The sequence below is a fragment of the Hyphomonas sp. genome (genome assembly GCF_037969335.1).
GTDB lineage: Bacteria > Pseudomonadota > Alphaproteobacteria > Caulobacterales > Hyphomonadaceae > Hyphomonas.
Genome location: NZ_JBBKXE010000210.1, coordinates 1 through 17,982, shown reverse-complemented (window position 1 = coordinate 17,982; position 17,982 = coordinate 1). Strand labels below are relative to the sequence as shown.

Here is a 17,982-nt window from a genome sequence, read left to right as displayed (position 1 = left end):
GATCGCGCCTGATTGGCTCGCGCTTCATTCCAGTTGCCTAGTTGGATACCGATGAAGACACCAAAAACCACGATGACGAAATCAAGCGCCACTGCGAACCAGTTCTGGTCTTTCACATGCTTGGTGAGACGCCGCAGGATCATGGTGCTGTCTCCTCCGGCTCGTCTGCAGGCACGCCGAGCGCTTCGAGATTGCTTCGGAGCGCCTCAGCGACAAAAGAGCCGAACATCCAATGATAATAGGCCCTGTCCTCCCAGACATAGAATCCATCAAGGAAAGCTTCATCCTTGCAGGCCACGTCCAGTGGCACGATGAGCTCCTTTTTCCGAACCATCTCCGGACTGGAATTCGCGCCCCCCCGTATGGCATCGAGAACCTGTTCCGGCCCTTCAAAAGAGAGCGGGCCAGGCTGCACGATGTGGGAAAAATCCTTCGCCAACCCTTCGGTGCGATCACCCATACGCTTTGAATTTTCGTGCAAGGTATTGAGCCTGGTCGACAGCGCCATGAGCCGCTTGCGCATGTCGGGGGTCTGGTAAGGCAGGAAATTGTCATTGTTGATCAGCTGGTCCAACGCCTTTGTATCGAGATTGTAACCGCTCAACACACCCAGTGGCGCGAAGGCAGCCTCGATATGCGACTTCGCGTCCGCATCGGTGCGACAGGCCCGCAAATCCTCGATCGCTTGCTGCACAACCGGCAGCCGCGCGCTGATCGTCGCGCGCTCATCCTCAATAACGGAGAGATTGGTCTGGATTTCGACGATCGCCCGGGCGAAGGATTCATCGAACAGCCGCCGCTCCTGGCTGGACTGGTTCCAATTGCCGATCTGCACGCCGATGAACACACCGATCACCACGATCAGGAAATCGAGCGCAACGGCGAACCAGTTCTGATCTTTCACATGTTGTGTCATTCGCCGCAGCAGCATGCGTCTGTCCCCCGACATCCAATCCCATAGGGTTAGCAGCGCAGGGACAATTTACAATTGCGAAAGGGTCCCAAGTTCGTTTTGACGCGGACTGGATGTAAACCAGTCATTCGCAACCGAAGTAGCGACCGGCAACTAAGGGCCAAGAACGCCCGGTCGAGAAACCTGGGCCATCCGGCTGGAACTCGCCAGAACTCGACACTGGTGCTCAGAAACCGGGCGACTGCTTTAGGACTCAGCGACGACATTCGATTTGCCGAGAACCAAGTATTGGATGGTATCAGAACGTGCTAGCTTGGCAAAGAAAAGCCCAAAGCTGTTGGAGCGCACAAGATGAAGAAGGATGAACTTTCGATCGTTGAAGAACCGCGGCAATTGAATCGAAGTGGCAGCCTGTGCCCAGCGGTGAAGGCAGCGGATATGATCGGCGATAAATGGACGCTCCTCATCATGCGTGAACTGTTAATGGGCGCAACCCGTTACCATGAATTCCAGAGGGCGATGCCGCGCATATCTCCAACCATCTTGAGCAAGCGGCTCAAACAGATGGGACAGGACGGCCTGCTCATCAAGAAGAGTGTCGTTGGTGAAAAAGCCACCGAGTACCGTTTGACACGGTGTGGTCGAGAGTTGGCCCCGCTCGTCAACTATATGTCGAAATGGGGCTTGAGATGGGCGCGTCGGCGTATGAAAGACGAAGACCTCGATGTCGGGACATTTATGTGGGATTTTCACCGGACATTGAACACAGACGAACTTCCCGATGGAGAGACTGTCTTCTCAGTTACACTCTCGGAATTGCACACGAACAGTAAATGGTGGCTGGTTGCCCGAGGAGCGACGGTTGACCTCTGTCTTGATGACCCCGGTAAGGAAGTTGATCTTTATATAACGGGGACGCTGCCGGCGCTTGCCCAGGTCTGGATGGGAGACACCGATATTTCTGAGGCGAGCAAGGCTGAGGACATCATCTTGATCGGAGCGGCACCTCTCATGCGAACTGCTTCGCTATGGTTCCCGAAGTCGCGGTATGCGGATGTTCGACCCAAGCGGTTTGTTGGAGATGGGGATCAATAGGTTGAACCAGACTTCACGGTTTTACTATGTATTGCGTAGTGGTTTGCTATCGATATTGGAGTATTGCGTGGCCATGGAATACGAGATGGTCTCCTTGTCGCCGGCTACCCCGGCGTTGGATCAAAGGGAGAAAATAGAATGCCACTCGTAACCATTGATGTAATCAAGGATGTGTTCACTGCAGTACAGAAGAAAGAGATCATCACCAAGGTGACAGATGCGATGGTCGCGATTGAAGGTGAGGCACTTCGCGGCGTCACATGGGTTCGGATCGTAGAACTTGAGCAAGGTGACTGGGCAATTGGCGGACAATTCCTGACGGCGAGTGCCGTGCACGCGATGGCAAATGAAACCGTCGGGTGATCAGTCCAGACTGATCTAACAGGGTGCCGCTGAAATTGGAGCGGCATCCTTCAATACCCTGTCATTCTCAGTCTAGTCATAGCGACTGCTTCAACCGATTGAAGTCATTGAATGCCCTAATGACCAACAGCAGCTAAGGGCCAATAGAGGTCGTTTTATCTCCAATTCCTAATGACCGCTTTTGCGCCCACTCCTGACGTCCGGTCAGCCCCCCAATACTAAGATTCACCCCCGAAATAATCCATCGCTACCCGGACCAGTCTGCCGGGCGCTTGCCGAGGAAGGCGGCGATGGCTTCCTTGTAGTCGGGCTGTTTGACCATGGCGCTCATCAGGGCATTGGCGTCGCGGACCGAGGCGCCGACATCGCGATGGAAGTCGAGATAGGTCTGGCGTTTGGTCTGCCGCAGCGCTTCGGGGGAGACCCGTGCGATCAGGTCCAGCGCATAAGCCCGCGTCTCGGCGATCAGCTGGTCCGGCGCGACGAGGCGGTGGACGAGGCCGATGGCATGGGCCTCGTCGGTCAGGAACTTGCGGCTGGACAGGAGCAGTTCCATGGCGCGTGCGCCGCCGATCAGGCGCGGCAGCAGCCATGACAGGCCGTATTCGGCCGGCAGGTTGAGGGGACCGTGCGCGGTGGTAAGCTTGGCGCCCGGCACCGCGAAACGGATATCGGCATAGCAGGCGAGCACGAGGCCTACGCCCGCCGCCGCACCGTTGATCGCGGCGATGACCGGCTTGGACAGGGCAAAATGATAGGCGAAGTCTTCGGCAAAGGGCGCGAAGGATGTGTCGCCCGGCGTGACGAGGTCTGCCGGCGTACCGGCGTCATAGGCGCCTGATTTGGAATGGCCATCGAGGGCTTGCGAGTCGCCGCCGACACAGAAACGCTCGCCGCTACCGGTGACGAGGACCAGGCTGACGGACGGGTCGGCGTCTGCCTCGCCCAGCAGGTAGCGGTATTCGGCATGCATGCGGCCGGTCCACGCATTGCTCCGGTGGGGGCGGTTCAGCGTGATCGTCGCGATCCGGTCTTCCACATCGTACGCTGTTGCCTTGAACTCCATGGCCCGCTCCTTTTCCGCCGCATGCCGCGCCCCGCAACTATTGGCGGCCTGGTTGCAGAAGTCCAACGCCGCCGGGAATTGCCCCTGCGTCAGGGCCCCGGCCGGTGGATTGCCCCGCTCCGGAAAAGCCCGCATGGTGAGGCCAGCGAAACTGAAAAAATGCAGGATGGACACCCATGACGGACCTCAACAGCGAACTGTTCGAACTCAGCATGTCGGAAAAGGCCAAGCCACTGCTTGAGCGCGTGGTCAAGCACCTGGAAGAGAATGTCGCCCCATGGCGCGACGAGTTCGAGGCGCTGAACGAGGAGAAGGAAGACCGCTGGACGTGGCACCCGCGCCAGCTGGAACTGATGGAAGCGGCCAAGACCAAGGCCAAGGAAGCCGGCCTGTGGAACTTCTTCCTGCCGGATGCCGACACCGGCGAGGGGCTGAGCAATCTCGATTATGCCTATATCGCCGCCGAGCTGGGCAAGCATCCTTACGGCTCCGAGACGATGAACTGCAACGCGCCCGACACGGGCAATATGGAAGTGCTGGAACGGGTCGGCACGCCGGCGCAGAAGGAGCAGTGGCTGAAGCCGCTGCTGGCCGGCGAGATCCGCTCGGCCTATGCCATGACAGAGCCGGGCGTCGCCTCGTCAGATGCCAAGAATATCAGCACGACGGCCGTGCTCGATGGCGACGAATGGGTGATCAATGGCGAGAAATTCTACATTTCCGGCGCCGGCAACCCGCGCTGCAAGATCATGATCGTGATGGTAAAAACCAGCCCGGACGCTCCGGCCAGCAAGCAGCAGTCGCAAATCCTGGTGCCGATGGACACGCCGGGCGTGAAGATACTCGGCGCCATGGAAGTGATGGGCGAGGACCATGCCCCCATCGGGCACATGCACCTGAAGTTTACCGATGTGCGCGTGCCGAAGGACAATATCCTCCTGGGTGAGGGCCGCGGATTTGAAATCTCGCAGGTCCGCCTCGGCCCTGGCCGCATCCACCACTGCATGCGCTCCATCGGCAAGGCCGAACTGGCGCTGGACATGATGGTCCAGCGCGCCGGGACGCGCACCGCGTTCGGCCAGAAGATCGCCAAGCTCGGCAAGAACCTGGAAGTCATCTCGCGCGCGCGGATCGAGATCAATGCGATGCGGCTGGCCGTGCTGCAGGCCGCCAAGGCGATGGACGTCCTCGGCAACAAGGAAGCGCGGATCTATGTCAGCGCGGTAAAAGCGATGGTGCCGGAAAAGGTCTGCCTGATCATCGACCAGGCTATGCAGATGCACGGCGCGGCGGGCATGTCACAATGGTTCCCGCTGGCCCGCATGTATGCCGACATGCGCCACCTGCGCTATGCCGATGGCCCGGACGAAGTGCACCACATGGTTGTCGGCCGCGCCGAAGTGCAGAAGCACGGCCTCTGGTAGGCTCGCCCGCTAGCTGGGCCGGGCGCGCTGCGCCGGGATGACGGCGACGGTGAAACGGCACAGGCAGACGAGGCGGTCGGATTCGTCCGTGATGCGGATGGTCCAGACCTGCGTCGTGCGGCCCAACGCTTCGGCCTTGGCCGTGGCATAGACAAAGCCGTCTTTCACGGGCCGGACATGGTTGGCATTGATCTCGAGGCCGACGCCGACGCTCTCATTTGAATCGAGCGCGAGATTGGCGGCAATCGAGCCAACCGTTTCGGCCAGCGCGACCGAGGCCCCGCCATGCAGGCGCCCGTGCGGCTGCAGCGTGCGGTGATCGACCGGCATGCGCGCCGTCAGCGTATCCTCGCCGATGCTGACCAGCGTGATGCCGAGACCGCCGCCCATCGTGCCCTGCTGGGCGGCGGTGATTTGGTCGAGGTCGATATTGGTTTGCCGCCAGATGGACATGCGTGAGCCTTTCAGATTGTTTCGGGAGGAATGGGACTGCGCGGTGCCCTAAAGCCCGCCGAGCCAGTCGAGCAGCAGGGCGTTGACCTGATCGGGGCGTTCCTGCTGGGTCCAGTGGCCGCAGCCTTCGAGCAGGGTCGCGCCGCGCAGGTCGCCGAGGCTTTCCTTCATCGCAGCCAGCATGTCGCCGGGCGACATCTTCAGGACGAGGTCCCGCGTGCCACCGATATAGAGCGAGGGCTGGGCGATGGTCATCGGGGCGGCATGGCCGGTAAGGAAGGCGTGGTCGCGGTGCCAGTTGCGGTAACGGTTGAGCGGCCCGCGAAAGCCGGACTGGCGGAACTGGGCGTCGTAATAGGCGACATCCTCAGCCGACAGCCATGGCAGGGGCATGGGCGGTTCCGGCAGGCGGTGGAGCAGCGTGTCGCCATGCTTCTTGTCGGTCGGCCATGTGCCGTCCGGCGCATCGCCTGAGATCGCATAGTAGAACTTGCGGATCGTCTCGGCCGGATCGCTTTCCAGCTCCGCCTCGGGTGGGCCTTCGTCCTGGAAATAAACCTGGTAGAAGAACAGGCCACGATCGGTGAAGAAGGCGCGCACCGCGTCGATGAACACGATCTCGTTTGGCGGAATGTACGGCACGGACAGGCCGGCCACCGCGCGGAACGTGTCCGCGTGGAGCCGGGCCGTGTTCCAGGCAATCGGCGAGCCCCAGTCATGCCCGATCACGACGGCCTTCTCGCCCGGTGACAGGGCATGGGCCAGACCGGCAATATCGCCGGTCAGGCTTTCCATGTCATAGCCCTCGACGGCGTGAGGCCGGTCAGACCCGCCATAACCGCGCACGTCGGGCGCCGCGACGCGGTAGCCTGCTTCCGACAGCGCCTTGATCTGGTGACGCCAGGAATACCAGCTCTCCGGAAATCCATGCACGAGAATGACCAGCGGGCCGTCGCCCGCTGTCGCCACGCGCAACCGGATGCCGTTCGTCTCGACGCGCTGCAAGTCCGGCGTCATGTGAGGCTAGTCCTTGCCGCCGATCCAGGTGAATTCCGGATCGTCCCACCACGGGAAGAAGTTCGGCATGCCGTCAGACACTTTCACAGGATAGACCGGCTGGCGCTTCTCGAGGAAGCTCATCACGCCTTCCTTGGCGTCCGGCGTCTTGCCGCGCGAATAGATGGCGGCGGAATCGACGATGTGCGCTTCCATCGGGTGGCTGGCACCCAGCATGCGCCACATCATCTGGCGCGTCTGCGTGGTGGAGACGGCGGCCGTATTATCGGCAATCTCGCGGGCCATGGCCTTGGCCACGTCGAGCAGTTCGGCCTGCGGGTGCACGGAAAGCACGAGGCCGCCATCGAGGGCTTCCTGCGCCGGGAAGACGCGGCCCGAATAGCACCAGGCCAGCGCCTGCTGGATGCCGACCAGGCGCGGCAGGAACCAGCTGGAGGCGGCTTCCGGGTTGATGCCCCGGCGGTTGAACACGAAACCGAAGCGCGCGTTGTCTGACGCGATGCGGATATCCATGGGCAGCTGCATGGTCACGCCGATACCGACGGCGGCACCATTGATGGCACCGATCACGGGCTTGAGGCTGTCGAAGATGCGCAGGGTGACGCGGCCACCGCCATCGCGCTGGATGTCGACATCGGCGGCGCGGCCTTCCTCGCCGGTGGCTGCGCGCGCGTCATAGTCGAAAGTCTTGGCGCCTTCAGACAGGTCTGCCCCGGCGCAGAAGGCCCGGTCGCCCGCGCCTGTGACGATCACGGCGCGAACGCTGTCATCGGCATCGGTGATGTCGAACGCCTCGATCAGTTCGTACATCATCTTGCCGGTGAAGGCGTTCATCTTTTCGGGGCGGTTGAGCGTCAGGATGGCCACGCCGTCCTCGATATCCAGGATAATCTGCTCGAACTTTTTCGGCTGCGCCATCATGTATCTCCCTTGGGGCAATTGTTGGGGCCACACTGCCTGCCCGGCCGCAGAGGTCAAGCGCGCCGCAGGGGAAACCAGCCTCCGGCTTGACCACCCGGCGATTTCGCCCTGATAGTCGCGCCAAATCCCACCTGAACAAGGCTGTCCACATGCAAATTTCCCGTCTCGCCCTCGCCGGTGCTGCCATGCTGGCAGCGGGCGCAGCCGCCCATGCCGCCCCGGTCTATGTGAAGGCCGGCAGCCTGATTGATCCGGGCAAGGGAACTGTCACGAAAGACGCCGCCCTTGTCGTGGACGGGGGCAAGATCATCGCCGCAGGCACCCAGCGCGCCACGAAAATACCAAAGGGCGCGACCGTGATCGACCTTGGCACCGAGACGGTGATGCCGGGCTTCATCGACATGCACACCCACCTCACCGGAGACGCGGATACCGGCGCCTATGAATCGCTCGGCCTGTCGGATGAGCGCAGCGCCATTACCGGCGTCAAGAATGCGCGCCTGACCCTGCTAGCTGGCTTCACCACGGTGCGCGATGTCGGGGCCGGGAGCTATAGCGACGTCGCCCTGCGCGACGCGATCAATGAAGGCGACGTGCCAGGCCCGCGCATGTATGTCTCCGGCCCGCCCGTCGGTATCACTGGCGGGCACTGTTCCGACATCAACCTCCTGCCGCCCGAATACCACCTCAAGGGCGAAGGCGTCGCCAATGGCCCGTGGGAAATGCGCGCCAAGGTGCGCGAGAACATCAAATATGGTGTCGACCTGATCAAGACCTGCTCGACCGGCGGTGTCTTCTCCAAGGGCACCAGCCTCGGCGCGGCGCAGGGCACGCTTGAGGAACTGACCGCGATTGTCGAAGAAGCCCATGCGCGCGGCCTCAAGGTTGCCAGCCATGCCCATGGTACGGTCGGCATCCGAAACGCCCTGCTCGCCGGTGTCGACACGATCGAGCATGCCAGCATCCTCGACGATGAAACGATTGCACTCGCCAAGGAGAAGGGCGCCTATCTCTCCATGGACATCTACAATACCGAATACACGCTGGCCGAAGGCGAGAAGAACGGCGTACTGCCAGAATCCATCGAGAAAGAGAAGTCGATCTCGAAAATCCAGCGCGCCAGCTTTACCGCCGCCAACAAAGCCGGCGCGAAAATGGTCTTCGGGTCCGATTCCGGGGTCTATCCGCACGGGGACAATCCGAAACAGTTCTCGCGCATGGTCCAGTTCGGCATGACGCCGATGCAGGCGATCACGGCGGCCACGGCGACCGCTGCCGAAGCGCTGGGCAAGCCCGGCTTGCTCGGCTGCCTTAATGTGGGATGCGCAGCAGACATGGTCGCGGTCAGAGGTGATCCGCTCAAGGACATTTCCATTCTTGAACAGGCCAACTTCATCATGAAGGATGGCCATGTCTACAAGCAAGACGGCATCGAGGCCGTGGGCATTCGCTGATGCCGCCCGAATGGCTGTCAAAGATCGACCCGACGACGCTTGCCGCGCCGCTGTTCATCCTGTCAGTCATCTGGGAATGGTGGGCGGTCAAGACAGGCCGCGCCAAGGGCCGCTATGAGACAAAAGACGCGCTTTCCTCCCTGGCGATGGGTACCGGCAGTGTCGTCGTCAACACGCTGACCGGCTTTGCCACGCTCTGGATGATGATGCTCCTATGGCCCTACCGGCTGGCGACGATTCCGTTCGCCTGGTGGAGCGTGCTGGTCGCCTTCGTGCTGTATGACTTCACCTATTACTGGAAGCACCGTTTCGCCCACCGCGTCCGCTGGTTCTGGATGGAGCACGTCACCCATCATTCCAGCACGCACTACAATCTCACCACGGCCCTGCGCCAGCCCTGGTTCGGGCCGTTCACCGGCCTGATCCTGGTCGGCACGCCAATGGTGTTCATCGGCTTCCATCCCTATGTCATCTTCTTCGTCGGTGGCCTGAACCTGATCTATCAGTACTGGATCCATACCGAAGCGATCGACAGGATGCCGCGCTGGTTCGAGGCGGTCTTCAACACACCGTCCCACCACCGCGTCCACCACGCCACCAACCCTCGCTATCTCGACTCCAATTATGCGGGCGTGTTCATCATCTGGGACAGGATGTTCGGCAGTTTCGTGCCCGAACTCACCGAGGAAAAGCCGGCCTATGGCATCGTCAAGCCAATCGGCAGCTACAATCCGTTCGTCATCGCCTTTCATGAACTGGGCGGCCTGCTGCGCGATTGCGCACGCGACGGCCTGCGTCCCGACCGCTGGATCCGCCGCGCGATCAACGCGCCGGGCTGGAGCCCGGACGGCGCGCACAACCGCTCCGTCGAGCTCAAGGCGGCCTATGTCACGGCGCATCCGGAACATGCCGGAACGCCCGGCCTGCCCAGGGCCTGACTTTCCCCTGCGTCGCCAGTGGACGCGGGCAGCAGGTCGGATAAGTTCGGCAAAACAATCCGGCAGGCCCCGCAAGAGGCGCCGCCACCCCAATGGAGCGACACGACAATGCACCCCTTTCATCATGCCAAGTCCCGGCCTGATCACCCTGCTTATACAATGGCCGGCAGCGGCGAGGTCGTCACCTTCCGCCAGCTCGACGAGCGGTCCAACCAGATCGCGCACGCCCTGCGCGAGGCCGGCTGCCAGCCCGGCGACACGATTGCCCTCTTCGCCGAAAACTCGCCCCGCTATTTTGAAGTCTGCTGGGCCGCCCAGCGCTCCGGCCTCTATTTCGTGTGCATCTCGTCCCGCCTGACGACGCCTGAAGTCCAGTACATCATCGAGGATTCCGGCTCGAAGCTGCTGATCGCCGACGCTCACAAGTCGGCTGTCGCGCAGGACGTGAAGTCGGTGACCAAGCTGGACCATTACTGGTCGATTGATGGCGACATTCCCGGCTTTACCGCACTGGAGACGCTGCAGAGCAAATTCCCTGTCACCCCGATTCCGGACGAGATGGCTGGCACGGACATGCTTTATTCGTCGGGCACGACAGGCCGCCCCAAGGGCATTCGCCCGCCGCTCGAGCGGGGCCTGCCGATCGACGCCGACAATGTGCTTGTCCAGATCTGCCGCGGGCTCGCCGGCGTGACCGAGGACTCGATCTACCTGTCACCCGCCCCGCTCTATCATGCCGCGCCCCTGCGCTGGAGCATGACGATGACCAAGCTTGGCGCGTCGCTGGTCATCATGGAAAAATTCGATCCGGAAAACTATCTCCGCCTCGTCGAGACATATCGTGCCACGCATTCACAGCTCGTGCCGACCATGTTCGTGAAGATGCTGAAACTGCCGCCCGAAGTGCGCGAAAAATACGATGTCTCCAGCCTGCAGTTTGCGATCCACGCCGCCGCGCCCTGCCCGATCCCGATCAAGCAGCAGATGATCGAATGGTGGGGGCCCATCATCGATGAATATTATGCCGGCTCTGAAGGCAATGGCATGACCTGGGTGCGCAGTCCCGACTGGATGACCCACAAGGGCACGGTCGGCAAGCCTGTCCACGGCGTCGTCCATATCTGTGACGAGGAAGGCAATGAAGTGCCCGTTGGCGAAGAAGGCCAGGTCTATTTCAGCGGCACGGTCGCGCCGACCTACCATAACGACCCGGAGAAGACCAAAGGCGCCCTTCATGCCACCCGGCCTAACCTGTCATCCCTCGGCGATGTCGGCAAGCTGGACGAGGACGGCTTCCTCTACCTGACAGACCGCAAGGCCTTCATGATCATTTCCGGCGGTGTGAACATCTATCCGCAGGAATGCGAGAACATCCTGATCACCCATCCCAAGGTCGCCGACTGCGCCGTGATCGGCGTGCCGGACGAGGAATTCGGCGAAGCCGTGAAAGCCGTTGTCCAGCCCGCTGCGGGCGTCGCCCCGTCAGATGAACTCGCCGCCGAGCTGATGGCGTTCTGCCAGGCCAACCTGTCAAAGATCAAATGCCCTAAATCGGTCGACTTCGATCCGGAGCTGCCCCGCCACCCGACCGGCAAGCTCTACAAGCGCCTTGTCCGCGACCGCTACTGGGGCAAGACCGGCAGCCGGATCGTCTGAAGCAGGCCCAAAACGAAAACAGCCGCTCCTTCCGGGGCGGCTGTTTTACATTCGGGAACCGTTTCGCGGCCTAGAACAGCCAGCTGCCGGGATTTTCGACCGGCTGGCCAGCCGACAGCGCCTGCATGCCCTTCACACAGCGCACGATATACCAGACCAGCGCGGCCAGTCCCGTGAGGATGCCAAGCCCGAGGATCGGGATGAGGATCACGCTGACGACAGAGTAGAGCAGGCCCTTCCAGAAAATGTTGATCTGGTTGTTGTAATGGTTCTCGAGCAGCGCATCACCCTGGCCCTTGGCAAGATATGCCATGACAAGGCCGACAATCGACGTGATGCCGACGACGATGGCGACAAGGTAGAGGATATAGATCAGGTTCGCGTTACCCCTGGTATTCGGATCAACGGAAATCTGGTTTGAATCTGTCATTGAATGTCTCCCGGTTCAGCCCGTTGGCGCACTATTCGTCAGAATCACCGGTGCGTCCAGACAATTGACGCTCGGGAAACCTTGCCGGAACGCCGTCGCCGCGCCAGAACTAGGTCCAGCAGAAACCCTGGAGGAACTCCCTTATGGCCAACCCGAAAAAAGTCGCTTTCACTGACCTCGAATCCCTTGCCGGCACCGAAGTCGGCGTGTCCGACTGGCATCACATCGATCAGGACCGCGTCAACAAGTTCGCCGACGCGACCGGCGATCATCAGTGGATCCACGTCGATGTCGAGCGCGCCACCAAGGCCATGGGCGGCCCCATCGCGCACGGCTTCCTCACGCTCTCGCTCCTGCCGATGCTCGGCTCGGAAGTGCTGAACGTGTCCGGCGTCACGCGCGGCATCAATTACGGCTCCGACAAGGTGCGCTTCACCAACATGGTGCCCGTCGGCTCCAAGGTCCGCCTGCGCCAGAACTGCAAGTCCGTCACCGAGAAGTCCGGCGGCAAGCAGATGATCGTTGAAAACACCGTCGAAATCGAAGGCCAGGAACGCCCGGCCCTCGTCGCTGAATCGATCACCGTGCTTTACGGCTGATAAGTGCCTATATTGGGAGGGAACCAGGATATGGAGCCCTCCCGATGACCAAGACCAAGATCGACCGCTCAGACCGCGAATGGCGTGAACTGCTCACCCCGGAAGAATTTCGCGTTGGCGTGAAAGAAGGCACCGAGCGCGCCTTCACACCCGGCAATTACGAAAGCGAGAAGCGTCCCGGCCTCTACCATTGCAAGGGCTGCGGCACCGCGCTCTGGTCATCCGAGCACAAGTTCGAGAGCGGCACCGGCTGGCCAAGCTACTGGCAGCCTGCCTCCGAAGGCGTCGTCGCCACCAAGACCGATTTCAAGATGATCATCCCGCGCACCGAGTGTCATTGCGCCACTTGCGGCCTGCATCAGGGCCACGTCTTCAAGGACGGCCCGCCGCCTACGGGCGAGCGCTGGTGCATCAATGGAATCGTGCTCGAATTTCGCCCCACGGAATGAGACTGGACAGGCCGGGCCCGGCCTGATTCATTCCCGGCATACTCACCCCCTGAAGCCAACAGGAGCCGGCCCCATGCGCCTTTCATTTCTCCTCGCCAGCGCAGCAACGGCTGCCCTTCTGACCGGATGCACCATGACTGACCAGACACTCACCGAAGCGGCTGCGACCACGCCCGCAGCCACCACCTCGCCCCAGCCACCGGTTGCCCCCCGCATCGACCATGAAACCATCCAGGTCAGTCGCACCCGCAACGACCCCTACCATTGGCTAAAGGATGACAACTGGCAGGACGTGATGCGCGACCCGGCCGTGCTGCGCGCCGACATCCGCGCCTATCTCGAAGCCGAGAACGCCTACACCAAGGCCGTGCTGGAAGAACCGACAACCGAGCTGCGCGACGAACTGTTCAAGGAAATGCGCGGACGCATCAAGGAAGATGACAGCACCGTTCCCGAGATTGACGGGCCGTACGCCTATTACACGCGCTACCGTCAGGGCGGCGAATACCCGATCATCGCCCGCCGCGCCGCGGCCGATGCCTTCAATCCCGACGCCCCCGAGACGATCCTGCTCGACGGCGACGCGATGGGCAAAGGCAAGGACTATTTCTCCTTCGGCGGCATCGACACCAGCCCCGACCACAAGCTGGTGGCCTATTCCACCGATACGCAAGGCAGTGAATTCTACCAGATCCACATTCAGGACATCGAGACCGGCGCGGAAACCGCCGCCGTGATCGACAATGCCTATGGCAGCTTTGAATGGTCGGCCAATGGCCAGGCCATTGTCTGGGTCCACCGCGACGAGAATGCGCGCCCCGACGCCGTCTACCAGCGCAACCTGGCGACGGGCGAAGACACGCTCCTCTATGAAGAGAAGGATCCCGGCTTCTTCGTCGGCGTCGACAAGAGCCCCAGCGAAGAGGTCATCTTCATCAGCGCGTCCGGTCACACGACATCGGAAGTCCACTGGTTCAAGGCTGATGAGCTGGACCCGGCGCTGCGCACCGTTGCCCCGCGCCAGACCGACAATGAATATTCCGTGGTCCACTGGGACGGACAGTTCTACATCTCGACCAATCTGGACGGCGCTGTCGACTTCAAGGTGATGAAAGCTCCGATGGAGGCGACCTCCCGCGACCAGTGGGAAGAAGTCATCCCGCACCGCCCCGGCACGCTCCTGCTCGGCTTGCAGCCGCAGAAGGACTATCTCGTCCGCATGGAGCGCGAGAACGGCCTGCCGCGCATCGTCGTGCGCGCCCGCGCCGATGGCGCCGAACACGCGATCAGCTTCGACGAGGCCGCCTATGATCTCGGTCTCGACAGCGGCTATGATTTCAACACGCCGATCCTGCGCTTCGACTACGCCTCCCCGACCACGCCGGACCAGGTCATCGACTATGACCTGGCCACGCATGAACGCACCCTGCGCAAGACGCGTGAAGTTCCCTCCGGCCACAATCCGGACGACTATGTGTCCGAACGCGTCATGGCCCCGTCATGGGATGGCGAACTGGTGCCCGTCACGCTGCTGCGCCGCAAGGACACGCCGGTCGACGGCACAGCGCCGCTGCTGCTCTATGGCTACGGGTCCGACGGTATCACCATCCCGGCAGACTTCCGGACCGGCCGCCTCAGCCTTGTCGATCGCGGATTCGTCTATGCCATCGTCCACCCGCGCGGCTCCATGGCCAAGGGCTATCAATGGTATCTCGACGGCAAGCTCGAGAAGAAAACCAATACGTTCAAGGACTATATCGCGGCTGGCCATTACCTGGTCGAACAGGGCTATACGTCCAGGGGCAAGCTCGTCGGCCATGGCGGCTCGGCAGGCGGCCTGCTGATGGGCGCTGCAGCGAACATGGACCCGGAACTCTTCGCCGGCATCATCGCCGCCGTGCCCTTTGTCGACGTCCTCACCACGATGTCGGACGCCACATTGCCGCTGACGCCGCCGGAATGGCCGGAATGGGGCAACCCGCTGACCAGCGAAACCGACTACGACACGATTGCCGCCTACAGCCCGTATGACAACGTGACCAACCAGAACTACCCGGCCATGCTGATCACCGGCGGCCTGTCGGACCCGCGCGTGACCTATTGGGAACCGAGCAAATGGGCAGCGCGTCTGCGCCACGACGCCCCCGACGGCGGCCCCTACTTCCTGCGCATCAATATGGAAGCTGGCCATGGCGGCGCATCGGGCCGCTTCGAGGGCCTGAAGGAAACCGCCGTGGAATACGCCTTCGCGCTGGCCGCTGTCGGCAAGACGGACGAACTGGACCTGGAGAAGAAATAGGCATCTATGCGCGGCCTGCCTCAGAAAGTGTGCTGGGGCAGGCTGTCGCCTTCCCCTACCTTTGTGACTTTGTGTCAACTGAAAGCTTGAACACATCCGGGCGGCTGTAATGTCCGCTGACATCCAGATCGAATTTGGCCCGCTTGATATCGTCCAGATCGATTTCGGCTGACAGGATCACCTCTGAATCAAATATCGGCGCAACAAGCACCTCTCCCATCGGAGAAACGATGCAACTGCCGCCTCGTATCAATACCGTTTCGGGATCCGCACCCTGAATGGGGTCGAACCAGTCGGCGCGGACATCGCCAACTGTCATGTACTGGCAGGCGCTAACGACAAAGCACCGCCCCTCCAGGGCAATCATCTGCATCGTGGGAAGCCACACATCCCGGTCGTCCACTGTGGGCACGCAATGCACCTGGGTTCCCTGATCGTAGAGATGCGACCGGAATAGCGGCATGTAGTTTTCCCAACAGATGGCCATGGACAGCACGCCAATGTCGGACTTCGCGACCGCCATCGTTGAACCGTCGCCCTGCCCCCAGATCACCTTTTCCATTGCAGTCGGCATCAGTTTTCGATGCCATGCCAGAATGTCTCCGTCCCGTCCGATCGTCGCGCTGGAACAATAGAGCGTCCCGCCCTCTTTTTCGATGATGCCAAGCACCACGTTTACCTGCGCTTCTTTGACGAGTGACTGGATCTCAGCCATCTCCGGCGAATGACGCCCTATTGCCCCGTCAAAATACTGGCGGAATTGCTCGCGTCCGTCAGGCAGGCGCATGCCGACCCGGACACCAAAATCAATGCCTTTCGGATAGCCACCGATGAACGCCTCCGGAAAAACGGCCAGATCGGCGCCTATCTTCCCGACCTCCTTCAACTTCGCCGCAAGAAGAGAAATGGTGGCCTTCGTGTCGAAGAGTTTTGAACCGACCTGCACAGTGGCAACAATGAACTTTGACACGCTGGATTTCCTCTTCCCAATTTGCTCGCGGCACATGATCACGGTGGATCACTTGAAGCGACAGGTCAGTCTGGCGGGATATCGTCAAGGTACGCGCCGAGCCCTGATCCAGGCCGGACAGTGTGACCTGACCAAAAGCAGAAGTAAGCCAGACGTTCGCGGTGGCTACATCAAGGGGCAGAAAAGGGCCAATAACGCCCCTTCGAGAAGACCTGGCGATCTGGTTGGGAATCGCCAGAAGCGGTCATCACTATATTTTCTATGAGCGACCGTTTTGAGGCGAGTTTAGGACGCTCAATTTTAACGATCAACGGCACATACCTTGGTCTTTATGCAAACTTTTCTCAAATCTCCCACCGATTGCCATGTTTGCAGCTTTATCAATATTTTTTAGATCAAAGGTTACAGCATTGGTTACGTTTGCGCCGGCTGGATCTGAGGACATAAGGAGTGTGCCAATTGTTCCAGAGGCCATCTTAAATAGGGTTTTGGTATCTAACTCCGCATCCAAAACACCAGATGACCAAGAATTTGTCCCTTTTGAAAACTGTCCTCTATAGATTGGAATTTCATCGACGAAGAGAATAACATACTCGTCCTTGTGGTTCCGTAGCGGCTTAGGGGAAAACTTAAGCGCAACTTGTCCATTTTTTCCAATCGAAAATCTTCCTCGAAACGTTCCCTCAGTTCGGGATGTTGATTTTAGTACTGGCCATAAAGTTGCATCGTTGTGTGACCACCTCACTTGCCATCCCGGAACGCCGTTAGTCGAGTTGCAATTCTCCGTATCAAAATCCCCTTCCTGAATAGGTTTTATAGTTTTCTCGAAAAGAGATCGGTCAAAAACAGTTATCTGAAGATTACCGAAATCTGAAATTTGAAATATGAGATCATTTGTAATGAAGTTGTTTTTGCCCCTCAAGTAATCGGCATAGTTATCTTTTGTGCTTAGAGTTTTGGCCGCGTCTTCACTTATGAAGGCGGCCAAGCCTTTCAATCCTCTAAAAGACGTCTCTCTTATCATGTCTGCATTTTTGACTTCGAAAATATAAGTTAAAGCGCCGTATATCGGGGCGGCGCTCTCATAAAATAAGCCAATTTTTAAGTCGGCTTGGCCCTCATTGTTTCCAAGATTTATCTTTGTATTACAAACCCAAAGTTTCCCAGCCTCTTCAAGGCCAGTGTCAAGGCATTTAAAATCTTTGATCACTGCGGCTTTGGTGTTTTCAAATCGTTCTGCAGGGCTCTCTCGTGCAGAAGCATGCCCAAAGCATAGGAAGGTCAGGACGATAAAGCCAAAACCAATAAGTTTCATAAGCACCCCGCAATCTATCTAATTTTGTAACAGATGTTGCAGGTACGATAGTCCCCCCTCAATGCTCATACAAACTGTCAGCGAAGAAAATTTATTTCCTGGCCTTACAAATTGGTGAGTGGAAATTATTCTCTAAGGCCCGCTTCTGGGATTTAGCGGTATTCGCGAGCGTCTTTCTTAGGGCGACTTAAGACACTCAGCTTTATTGCCGTGACCGGCAATTAAGGGCCACCAGCGGCCACGAGTGAACCCCGTTCGCAATGTCCGCTTCTGACCAACAGGCAAATATTGGGAAGCCCTGAGCCCGGCTCATGTGAGACCCGAATGGCTGATACGAAAACGGCCAAGGAAGCCCTCGCCGCTGTCGGCAAGACGGACGAGCTGGCTCTTTCCGGGGACGACTGAACATTTTCCGGCGGCCCGGAGCGCAGAAGCTGCCGGGTCGCCGACTTTCGGCCAACGCCAGAATGCAGGGTGGGATGGTCTCATATAGTCGAAAGTTGAGCTGGTCCCAGAAAACTGAACAGTGAGCTAAGGTATATCCCGACCGACGAAGGGATACCCAGCATGGGACGAAAGAGACGCAAGTTCACCGACAATTTCAAGGCGCAGGTGGCGCT

At 59.9% G+C, this 17,982-nt stretch carries 17 protein-coding genes; 9 read left to right on the top strand and 8 right to left on the bottom strand.

Annotation, left to right across the window (positions count from 1 at the left end; all coding sequences use genetic code 11):
• Positions 1 to 139 precede the first annotated feature (139 nt).
• Complete coding sequence (locus AADA04_RS15515) at positions 140 to 904, bottom strand: hypothetical protein (protein ID WP_340694190.1); 765 nt, start codon at positions 902 to 904, stop codon at positions 140 to 142.
• Positions 905 to 1,264: 360 nt separating this feature from the next.
• Between AADA04_RS15515 and AADA04_RS15510 the strand changes: the two genes are divergently transcribed.
• Positions 1,265 to 2,008, top strand: a complete 744-nt coding sequence (locus tag AADA04_RS15510; protein ID WP_340694189.1) for a helix-turn-helix domain-containing protein — start codon at positions 1,265 to 1,267, stop codon at positions 2,006 to 2,008.
• Between the two features lie 138 nt (positions 2,009 to 2,146).
• Positions 2,147 to 2,371 carry a tautomerase family protein gene (locus tag AADA04_RS15505; protein ID WP_340694188.1) on the top strand — a complete coding sequence of 75 codons (225 nt, stop codon included), beginning with the start codon at positions 2,147 to 2,149 and terminating at the stop codon, positions 2,369 to 2,371.
• A 247-nt stretch (positions 2,372 to 2,618) separates the two neighbouring features.
• Here the strand turns inward: AADA04_RS15505 and AADA04_RS15500 are convergent, their stop codons facing one another.
• On the bottom strand, positions 2,619 to 3,611 hold the full coding sequence (locus AADA04_RS15500) for an enoyl-CoA hydratase-related protein (protein ID WP_340694187.1): 993 nt from the start codon (positions 3,609 to 3,611) through the stop codon (positions 2,619 to 2,621).
• 2 nt (positions 3,612 to 3,613) lie between these two features.
• Between AADA04_RS15500 and AADA04_RS15495 the strand changes: the two genes are divergently transcribed.
• Entirely contained in the window at positions 3,614 to 4,861 is a 1,248-nt protein-coding gene (locus AADA04_RS15495) for an acyl-CoA dehydrogenase family protein (RefSeq protein ID WP_340694186.1), read from the top strand.
• A 9-nt stretch (positions 4,862 to 4,870) separates the two neighbouring features.
• On the opposite strand, the gene AADA04_RS15490 is transcribed toward AADA04_RS15495, so the two are convergent.
• Genes AADA04_RS15490 through AADA04_RS15480 form a run of 3 tightly spaced genes read right to left on the bottom strand, consistent with a single transcriptional unit; the run spans position 4,871 to position 7,249 of the window.
• Complete coding sequence (locus AADA04_RS15490) at positions 4,871 to 5,314, bottom strand: hotdog fold thioesterase (protein ID WP_340694185.1); 444 nt, start codon at positions 5,312 to 5,314, stop codon at positions 4,871 to 4,873.
• Between the two features lie 48 nt (positions 5,315 to 5,362).
• Positions 5,363 to 6,331 (bottom strand): alpha/beta hydrolase, encoded by a 969-nt coding sequence (locus AADA04_RS15485; RefSeq protein ID WP_340694184.1) that lies wholly within the window; start codon positions 6,329 to 6,331, stop codon positions 5,363 to 5,365.
• Between the two features lie 6 nt (positions 6,332 to 6,337).
• Positions 6,338 to 7,249: a crotonase/enoyl-CoA hydratase family protein gene (locus AADA04_RS15480; protein ID WP_340694183.1), complete on the bottom strand. Its 912-nt coding sequence runs from the start codon at positions 7,247 to 7,249 to the stop codon at positions 6,338 to 6,340.
• A 152-nt stretch (positions 7,250 to 7,401) separates the two neighbouring features.
• Here AADA04_RS15480 and AADA04_RS15475 point away from each other — a divergent pair, with 152 nt between their 5' ends.
• The 3 genes from AADA04_RS15475 (at position 7,402) to AADA04_RS15465 (ending at position 11,300) form a co-directional block, all read left to right on the top strand.
• Positions 7,402 to 8,706, top strand: a complete 1,305-nt coding sequence (locus AADA04_RS15475) for an amidohydrolase family protein (protein ID WP_340694182.1) — start codon at positions 7,402 to 7,404, stop codon at positions 8,704 to 8,706.
• Positions 8,706 to 9,644, top strand: coding sequence for a sterol desaturase family protein (locus AADA04_RS15470; RefSeq protein WP_340694181.1), 939 nt, complete (start codon positions 8,706 to 8,708; stop codon positions 9,642 to 9,644). Before AADA04_RS15475 ends, AADA04_RS15470 begins: the two co-directional genes overlap by 1 nt.
• Before the next feature lie 108 nt (positions 9,645 to 9,752).
• A complete protein-coding gene (locus AADA04_RS15465; protein WP_340694180.1) occupies positions 9,753 to 11,300 on the top strand; it encodes an acyl-CoA synthetase in 1,548 nt (515 codons plus the stop codon).
• 70 nt (positions 11,301 to 11,370) lie between these two features.
• Here the strand turns inward: AADA04_RS15465 and AADA04_RS15460 are convergent, their stop codons facing one another.
• A complete protein-coding gene (locus tag AADA04_RS15460; protein WP_340694179.1) occupies positions 11,371 to 11,730 on the bottom strand; it encodes a DUF4870 domain-containing protein in 360 nt (119 codons plus the stop codon).
• A gap of 143 nt (positions 11,731 to 11,873) precedes the next feature.
• Here AADA04_RS15460 and AADA04_RS15455 point away from each other — a divergent pair, with 143 nt between their 5' ends.
• The 3 genes from AADA04_RS15455 to AADA04_RS15445 all read left to right on the top strand — a co-directional run bounded on the left by AADA04_RS15455 (position 11,874) and on the right by AADA04_RS15445 (position 15,077).
• Positions 11,874 to 12,329: a MaoC family dehydratase gene (locus tag AADA04_RS15455; protein WP_340694178.1), complete on the top strand. Its 456-nt coding sequence runs from the start codon at positions 11,874 to 11,876 to the stop codon at positions 12,327 to 12,329.
• A 44-nt stretch (positions 12,330 to 12,373) separates the two neighbouring features.
• Positions 12,374 to 12,778, top strand: a complete 405-nt coding sequence (msrB, locus tag AADA04_RS15450) for a peptide-methionine (R)-S-oxide reductase MsrB (protein WP_340694177.1) — start codon at positions 12,374 to 12,376, stop codon at positions 12,776 to 12,778.
• A 73-nt stretch (positions 12,779 to 12,851) separates the two neighbouring features.
• Positions 12,852 to 15,077, top strand: coding sequence for a S9 family peptidase (locus tag AADA04_RS15445; protein ID WP_340694176.1), 2,226 nt, complete (start codon positions 12,852 to 12,854; stop codon positions 15,075 to 15,077).
• Positions 15,078 to 15,132: 55 nt separating this feature from the next.
• Here the strand turns inward: AADA04_RS15445 and AADA04_RS15440 are convergent, their stop codons facing one another.
• The gene (locus tag AADA04_RS15440; RefSeq protein ID WP_340694175.1) at positions 15,133 to 16,047 is read right to left on the bottom strand and encodes a carbon-nitrogen hydrolase family protein; all 915 of its coding nucleotides are present in this window, start codon (positions 16,045 to 16,047) and stop codon (positions 15,133 to 15,135) included.
• A gap of 307 nt (positions 16,048 to 16,354) precedes the next feature.
• Positions 16,355 to 17,362 carry a hypothetical protein gene (locus tag AADA04_RS15435; protein WP_340694174.1) on the bottom strand — a complete coding sequence of 336 codons (1,008 nt, stop codon included), beginning with the start codon at positions 17,360 to 17,362 and terminating at the stop codon, positions 16,355 to 16,357.
• Positions 17,363 to 17,982: the final 620 nt, after the last annotated feature.

Coding starts and splice junctions, on each gene's coding strand:
- msrB (WP_340694177.1), top strand. CDS start 12,374: ATGACCAAGACCAAGATCGACCGCTCAGACCGCGAATGGCGTGAACTG.
- AADA04_RS15465 (WP_340694180.1), top strand. CDS start 9,753: ATGCACCCCTTTCATCATGCCAAGTCCCGGCCTGATCACCCTGCTTAT.
- AADA04_RS15480 (WP_340694183.1), bottom strand. CDS start 7,249: ATGGCGCAGCCGAAAAAGTTCGAGCAGATTATCCTGGATATCGAGGAC.
- AADA04_RS15495 (WP_340694186.1), top strand. CDS start 3,614: ATGACGGACCTCAACAGCGAACTGTTCGAACTCAGCATGTCGGAAAAG.
- AADA04_RS15510 (WP_340694189.1), top strand. CDS start 1,265: ATGAAGAAGGATGAACTTTCGATCGTTGAAGAACCGCGGCAATTGAAT.
- AADA04_RS15460 (WP_340694179.1), bottom strand. CDS start 11,730: ATGACAGATTCAAACCAGATTTCCGTTGATCCGAATACCAGGGGTAAC.
- AADA04_RS15455 (WP_340694178.1), top strand. CDS start 11,874: ATGGCCAACCCGAAAAAAGTCGCTTTCACTGACCTCGAATCCCTTGCC.
- AADA04_RS15435 (WP_340694174.1), bottom strand. CDS start 17,362: ATGAAACTTATTGGTTTTGGCTTTATCGTCCTGACCTTCCTATGCTTT.
- AADA04_RS15470 (WP_340694181.1), top strand. CDS start 8,706: ATGCCGCCCGAATGGCTGTCAAAGATCGACCCGACGACGCTTGCCGCG.
- AADA04_RS15445 (WP_340694176.1), top strand. CDS start 12,852: ATGCGCCTTTCATTTCTCCTCGCCAGCGCAGCAACGGCTGCCCTTCTG.
- AADA04_RS15485 (WP_340694184.1), bottom strand. CDS start 6,331: ATGACGCCGGACTTGCAGCGCGTCGAGACGAACGGCATCCGGTTGCGC.
- AADA04_RS15475 (WP_340694182.1), top strand. CDS start 7,402: ATGCAAATTTCCCGTCTCGCCCTCGCCGGTGCTGCCATGCTGGCAGCG.
- AADA04_RS15490 (WP_340694185.1), bottom strand. CDS start 5,314: ATGTCCATCTGGCGGCAAACCAATATCGACCTCGACCAAATCACCGCC.
- AADA04_RS15505 (WP_340694188.1), top strand. CDS start 2,147: ATGCCACTCGTAACCATTGATGTAATCAAGGATGTGTTCACTGCAGTA.